This window comes from Stenotrophomonas genospecies 3, assembly GCF_054473855.1.
Window position 1 is genome coordinate 108,202 of the sequence record NZ_JBTMUR010000016.1, and the last position, 6,747, is coordinate 114,948.

Below are 6,747 nucleotides of genomic sequence, written 5' to 3' on the forward strand. Positions count from 1 at the left end.
GCAAGCCGGCCTTCGCTTTTTGTAGAGTCGAGCCATGCTCGAATGCTGTTGGCCTCTTGCCGCAAGGACAATAAACCCGGAACGGAGAGCAGTCGAGCATGGCTCGACTCTACATAAGCGCGTCCTGTGACCTTTGGCCGGTCCCACCGCAGGCCTCCCCGGCTACCCTGTGAAATTACCCGCAGGAGAGCCTCATGAACGTCCGCAACCTGGTCCCGCTGGGCCTGACCATCGCCATCGCTGCCTCGCTGGCGGCCTGTGGCAAGAATGAAACCGCGCCGGCGGCCAGCGCCGACGCCAAGCCGGCCTTCGACCTGTCGCAGATCAAGACGCCGCTGATCTCGCTCAACAGCGCCGACCTGGATCCGTCCATCTCGGCCTGTACCGACCTCAACGGCTTCGTCAACAGCAAGTGGCTGAAGGCCAACCCGGTGCCGGGCGACCAGACCACCTGGGGCAGCTTCGAGATCCTGCGCGAGCGCTCGCTGGAAGTGCAGCACGCACTGGTGCAGCAGGCCGCGGCCAGCCAGGCCAAGGCCGGCTCGGTGGAAGCCAAGATCGGCGACATCTGGAAGACCGGCAACGATGAAGCCAAGATCGAAGCCGCCGGCCTGGCGCCGCTGCAGCCGCAGCTGGACAAGATCACCGCGCTGAACGATACCGCCGCCATCACCCAGTACCTGCGCGACAGCCAGGCCGAGGGCAAGGGCGTGCTGTTCTCGCTGTTCGCCAATGCCGACTACAAGGATTCGGCCAACGTCATCGCCTACGTCGGCCAGGGCGGCCTGGGCCTGCCGGAGAAGGGCTACTACTTCGATGACGCGCAGGCCAAGATCCGCGACGCCTACGTGGCCTACATCGCGCAGGTGCTGACGCTGTCCGGCGTGGACGCGGCGCAGGCTGCCGAGCAGGCCAAGGCCGTGATGGCCTTCGAAACCCGCCTGGCCAAGGCCTCGATGTCGCGCATCGAGATGCGTGACCCGGCCAAGCGCTACAACCCGCTCAGCGCGGCCGACGCCGACAAGCTGACCCCGAACTTCAGCTGGACCGCGCTGTTCGACACCCTGAAGGTGCCGGCCGCGCAGAAGTTCTCGCTGGCGCAGCCGGGCTTCTTCGGTGAAATGGACAAGATGCTCGCCGACGTGCCGGCCAGCACCTGGCAGGCCTATCTGCGCTTCCACACCATCGACGACGCCTCGCCGTACCTGAGCAGCCAGTTCGAGAAGGCCAACTTCGATTTCTATGGCACCACCCTGCGTGGCCAGAAGGAAATGCAGCCGCGCTGGAAGCGCGTGCTGGAGTCGGTCAACGGCGGCATGGGTGAAGCCCTGGGCCAGCTGTACGTCGACGCCGTGTTCCCGGCCGAATCCAAGGTGGCCATGCAGCACCTGGTGGAGAACCTCTCGGTGGCGCTGAAGGCGCGCCTGGAGCAGCTGCCGTGGATGGGCGAAGAGACCAGGAAGAAGGCGCTGGAGAAGTGGGCCAGCTTCACCCCGAAGATCGGCTACCCGGACAAGTGGCGTGAGTGGACGGACCTGCAGACCAACGGTGACAGCTACCTGGGCAACATGCAGGCTGCGCGCGCGTTCAACTATCGCTACATGCTGGACAAGATCGGCAAGCCGGTGGACAAGACCGAGTGGGGCATGACCCCGCAGACCGTCAACGCCTACTACAACGCCACCAAGAACGAGATCGTGTTCCCGGCCGCCATCCTGCAGGCGCCGTTCTTCGACGCCAAGGCCGATCCGGCGCTGAACTACGGCGGCATCGGTGCCGTCATCGGCCACGAGATGATGCACGGCTACGACGACTCGGGCAGCCAGTTCGCTGCCAACGGCAACTTCGACAACTGGTGGACCGACGCCGACCGCAAGGCCTTCACCGAACGTACCGACCAGCTGGTCGCGCAGTTCGATGGCTATGAATCGGTGCCGGGCGTGTTCGTGAAGGGCAAGCTGACCCTGGGCGAGAACATCGGCGACCTGGGCGGCTTGACCGTGGCCTATGACGCGCTGCAGATGGCGCTGAAGGAAGATCCGAAGGCGAACGTGGAAGTCGACGGCCACAGCCAGGACCAGCGCTTCTTCATGAACTGGGCCACCGTGTGGCGCCGCAACTTCACCGATGGTGAGCTGCGCGTCCGCCTGAACACCGACCCGCATGCCCCGGCCAACTTCCGTGCCAACGGCGCGCCGTCGAACATGCCGTCGTATGCCGCTGCGTTCCAGTGCAAGGCCGGCGACGCGATGGTGCGTGCCGACGACAAGCGCGTGGTGATCTGGTAATCGATCGCACGTGATGCGTGATGCAGAAGGCCCGGCGAATGCCGGGCCTTTTGTTTGTCTGATCGGAGGCGCCGGGCCATGCCCGGCGGATCTCAGGCCAGCGCTGGTTCCTGCGCCAGCATGCGATGGAAGCGCTGCAGCACATAGGGATCGATCAGGCCGCCGGACTGCTCGTCGATGATGCGCAACGCAGTCTCGCGTTCCATCGCTGCGCGGTAGGGGCGCACGCTGGTCATGGCATCGTAGGCATCCGCAACGGTGACGATGCGTGAGCCCAGCGGAATGCTCTCGCCACGCAGGCCGTCGGGATAGCCGCTGCCATCGAACGCTTCATGGTGGGCGCGAATCAGCCGCGCGACCGGTGCCGCATCGCTGCGGCCGGTGGCCAGGAAGATGTGTTCGCCGCGCACCGGATGCTCGCGCATGATCGCGCGTTCCTCGTCGGTGTGCCGGCGCGGTGTCAGCAGTACATCGTCGGGGATGCCGATCTTGCCGATGTCATGGAAGCGCGCGGCCAGGCCGATCTGCGAGCAGGCATCGTCATCGAGATCGCAGTGCGTGGCCAGGCGCTGCGCGAGCAGTCCGACGCGGTCGCAGTGGTGGCGGGTGTAGGCGTCGCGCATCTGCAGCGACATCGAGAGGGCATCGATCAGGCAGGCCTGCGCGTGCAGCAGGTCGGGGGCGGGTACGGCGTCAGGAAACATGGTCATCCGCCCGCACCGGGTGGGGACCGGTGCGGGGTATTCGGGGGCGATCAACCCGGGGCGAGGGTGGTCAGAAGGGCGCGGGCCGCATTGAAGCGGTCTTCCGGCAACGGCAGCGGGTGCTTGATGCGCAGCTTGTCAGGCCCTTCCATGGCGTAGAGATTGGGTTGTTTCTGGATCAGCTGGATCACCGCCATCGGGTCGATGTTCGGCTTGGACTCGAACACGATGCGGCCACCGTTCTCGCCCAGGTCCAGCTTGCGGATGCCGAGGGTGTTGGCCTTCAGCTTCAGCTCGGCGATGGCGAACAGGTGCTTGGCCGCATCCGGCAGCAGGCCGAAGCGGTCGATCATCTCCACCTGCAGTTCGCGCAGCGCATCACTGTCGCGCGCGCTGGAAATGCGCTTGTACAGGGTCAGGCGGGTGTGCACGTCCGGCAGGTAGTCTTCCGGAATCAGCGCCGGCACATGCAGCTCGACCTCGGCACCGCGCGCTTCCTCGCCGGCATCCAGGTCGGGCAGCTTGCCCTGCTTGATGCTGCGCACCGCGCGCTCCAGCAGTTCGGTGTACAGACTGAAGCCAACCTCGGCCATCTGCCCGCTCTGGTCCTCGCCCAGCAGTTCACCGGCACCGCGGATTTCCAGATCGTGCGTGGCCAGGGTGAAGCCGGCGCCGAGTTCGTCCATCGACGCGATCGCTTCCAGGCGCTTTTCCGCATCCGGGGTGATCGAGCGGCGGTCGGGCGCCACCAGGTAGGCGTAGGCGCGGTGGTGCGAACGACCGACCCGGCCACGCAGCTGGTGCAGCTGGGCCAGGCCGAAGCGGTCGGCGCGGTTGATGATGATGGTGTTGGCGTTGGGGATGTCGATGCCCGACTCGATGATCGTGGTCGACAGCAGTACGTTGAAGCGCTGCTTCTGGAAATCCAGCATCACCTTTTCCAGCTCGCGCTCGGGCATCTGCCCGTGGGCGATGCCGATGCGCGCCTCGGGCACCAGCTCGGACAGCTCGCGCTGCATGCGGCCGATGCTTTCCACGTCGTTGTGCAGGAAGTACAGCTGGCCGCCGCGTGCCAGCTCGCGCTGGAAGGCTTCGCGCAGCAGCGCGTTGTCCCACTGGGTGATGAAGGTCTGCACCGCCAGCCGGTTCGGCGGCGGCGTGGCGATGATCGACAGGTCGCGCAGGCCGGCCATGGCCATGTTCAGCGTGCGCGGGATCGGCGTGGCGGTCAGGGTCAGCAGGTGCACGTTGGCGCGCAGCGCCTTCAGCGCTTCCTTCTGGCGCACGCCGAAGCGCTGTTCCTCGTCGACGATGACCATGCCCAGGTCCTTGAACTTCACGTCCGGCTGCAGCAGGCGATGGGTACCGACGATGACGTCGATGGTGCCGGCGGCGACCTTCTCCAGCTCGGCCTTGATTTCCTTGGTGGTCTTGAAGCGCGACAGCACCTCGACCCTCAGCGGGTAATCGGCGAAACGGTCGCGGAAGTTGCGGTAGTGCTGTTCGGCCAGCAGCGTGGTCGGCACCAGCACGGCCACCTGCTTGCCGGCACTGGCGGCGGCGAACGCGGCACGCACCGCCACCTCGGTCTTGCCGAAGCCGACGTCGCCGCAGACCACGCGGTCCATTGGCTGGCTGCTGGCCAGGTCGCGCAGGGTGGCGTCGATCGCGGCCAGCTGGTCCGGCGTTTCCTCGAACGGGAAACCGGCCGCGAACGGCTCGTACATCGCGCGGTCCACCTGCAGCGCCAGACCAGCACGGGCCTGGCGGCGGGCCTGGATCTCCAGCAGCTCTGCAGCCACGTCGCGCACCTTCTCGGCGGCCTTGCGCTTGGCCTTGCTCCACTGTTCGCCGCCCAGCGAATGCAGCGGCGCGGTTTCCGCCGAAGCGCCGGAGTAGCGGCTGATCAGGTGCAGCTGGGCGACCGGCACATACAGGCGGTCACCCTTGGCATATTCGATTTCCAGGAACTCGCCGGGCATGCCGCCGACGTCCATCGCAATCAGGCCGCGGTAGCGGCCGACGCCATGGTCCTCGTGCACGATCGGCGCACCCTCGGTCAGTTCGCCGAGGTCGCGGATGATCGCTTCCGGCTCGCGGCCGGCACGGCGCGTGCGGCGGGTGCTGCCGGCGCGCTCGGGGAACAGCTGGCGCTCGGTCAGCACCGCGATGCGCGGATCGTCCAGTGCGAAGCCATCCTCCAGCGGTGCCACCGCGATCGCGAAGCGCGCATCGTCGGCGAGGAAGCTGGGCAGGTCGGCCACCACCGGCGGCTTCAGCTCGGCGGCCTGCAACACTTCCAGCAGCGCCTCGCGACGCCCGGGCGAATCGGCGGCAATCAGCACCCGGCCCGGATAATGGCCGAGGAAGGATTTCAGCGCGTCGCCAGCGGGGGCCTCGCGCGCGGCCACCGGCAGCGGCGGCAGCGGCTGGTCGCCCAACGCATGGGCATCGGCGATGCGCGCGTGGTCAGCCGACCACACTTCGATGCGCGGGGCATCGTTCAGACGCTCGCGCAGCAGCTCCGGCGACAGATACAGCGCCGACGGCGGCAGCAGCGGCCGTTCCACATCGTGGCGGCGCTGCTCGTAACGCTCGCCGGTCTGCGCCCAGAACGCCTCGGCGGCTTCGCCGGCACCGGCGCAGACCACCGGCAGGCTGCCGTCGGGCAGGTAGTCGAACAGGGTCGCGGTGCGTTCGAAGAACAGCGGCAGGTAGTACTCGACGCCGGCCGGGGCCAGCCCGGACTTCAGATCCTGGTACAGCGCGCTGCGCCGGGTATCGACATCGAAGCGTTCGCGCAGCGTGGCCAGCACGCGGGCGATGCTGGCTTCGTCCATCGGTACTTCGCGGCCCGGCAGCATGTGCACCGCCTCGACCTTGTCCAGCGAGCGCTGGCTTTCCGGGTCGAAGGCACGGATCGAGTCGATGTCCTCGTCCAGCAGCTCCACCCGCAGCGGCTCGTCGGCGCCCATCGGGAACACATCGAGCAGGCCGCCGCGCACGGCGAAGTCACCCGGGTCCATCACCTGCGGGACGTTGCGGTAACCAGCACTTTCCAGGCGACGCTTCTCGGCTTCCAGATCCAGGCGCTGGCCGACCTTCAGGTCGAAGCTGCCACCGATCACGTAGCTGCGCGGGGCCAGCTGCTGCAGCAGGGTCTGCACCGGCACGATCACCAGGCCGCGCTTCAGCGTGGGCAGGCGGTGCAGGGCGGACAGTCGCTGAGAAATGATGTCCGGATGCGGGCTGAAGCGGTCGTAGGGCAGGGTTTCCCAGTCCGGGAAGGCCACCACCGGCAGGGCCGGGTCACCGCCGAGCAGGGTCTGCAGGTCGGCTTCGAGCTGGTTGGCACCGTGGTTGTCACGGGCGATCACCAGCAGCGGGGCGTCGTGCGCACGCGCGGCCTGGGCCAGGTACCAGGCCAGGGCGGTCGGCGATGCGGGGGCGCGCCACCAGGCGCGGAGCTGGCCGGCGCGCGGCAGCGGCGGGGCGGGGTATGAGGTACGCGACATGGACCCCGGATTTTAGCAGAAGCCCGATCGAAGCCCGGTGGGTCATGCCGGCCGTTGGCCGGCAGCCTCATGTGCCGTTGGGGTAGCGGAATGCCGGCCAGCGGCCGGCACTACCGGGAGACGTCGCCGGGCAGAGCCCGGCGCATCCCGTAGAGTCGAGCTTGCTTGTATGTTCCTCCCGGCTCCTACGAGGTATGTAGGAGCCAGGGTGGAGGGACCGTCAAGCATGCATCTGCGGAT

3 protein-coding genes are annotated in these 6,747 nt (G+C 67.3%); 1 reads left to right on the top strand and 2 read right to left on the bottom strand.

The window, feature by feature from the left end; translation table 11 throughout:
• The first annotated feature begins 194 nt into the window (after window positions 1-194).
• Window positions 195-2,288 carry a M13 family metallopeptidase gene (locus ACX9OT_RS19170; RefSeq protein ID WP_459003225.1) on the top strand — a complete coding sequence of 698 codons (2,094 nt, stop codon included), beginning with the start codon at window positions 195-197 and terminating at the stop codon, window positions 2,286-2,288.
• Window positions 2,289-2,380: 92 nt separating this feature from the next.
• Here the strand turns inward: ACX9OT_RS19170 and ACX9OT_RS19175 are convergent, their stop codons facing one another.
• Window positions 2,381-2,998, bottom strand: coding sequence for an HD-GYP domain-containing protein (locus ACX9OT_RS19175; protein ID WP_032127517.1), 618 nt, complete (start codon window positions 2,996-2,998; stop codon window positions 2,381-2,383).
• 44 nt (window positions 2,999-3,042) lie between these two features.
• Entirely contained in the window at window positions 3,043-6,507 is a 3,465-nt protein-coding gene (mfd, locus tag ACX9OT_RS19180) for a transcription-repair coupling factor (RefSeq protein ID WP_459003227.1), read from the bottom strand.
• Window positions 6,508-6,747 lie beyond the last annotated feature (240 nt).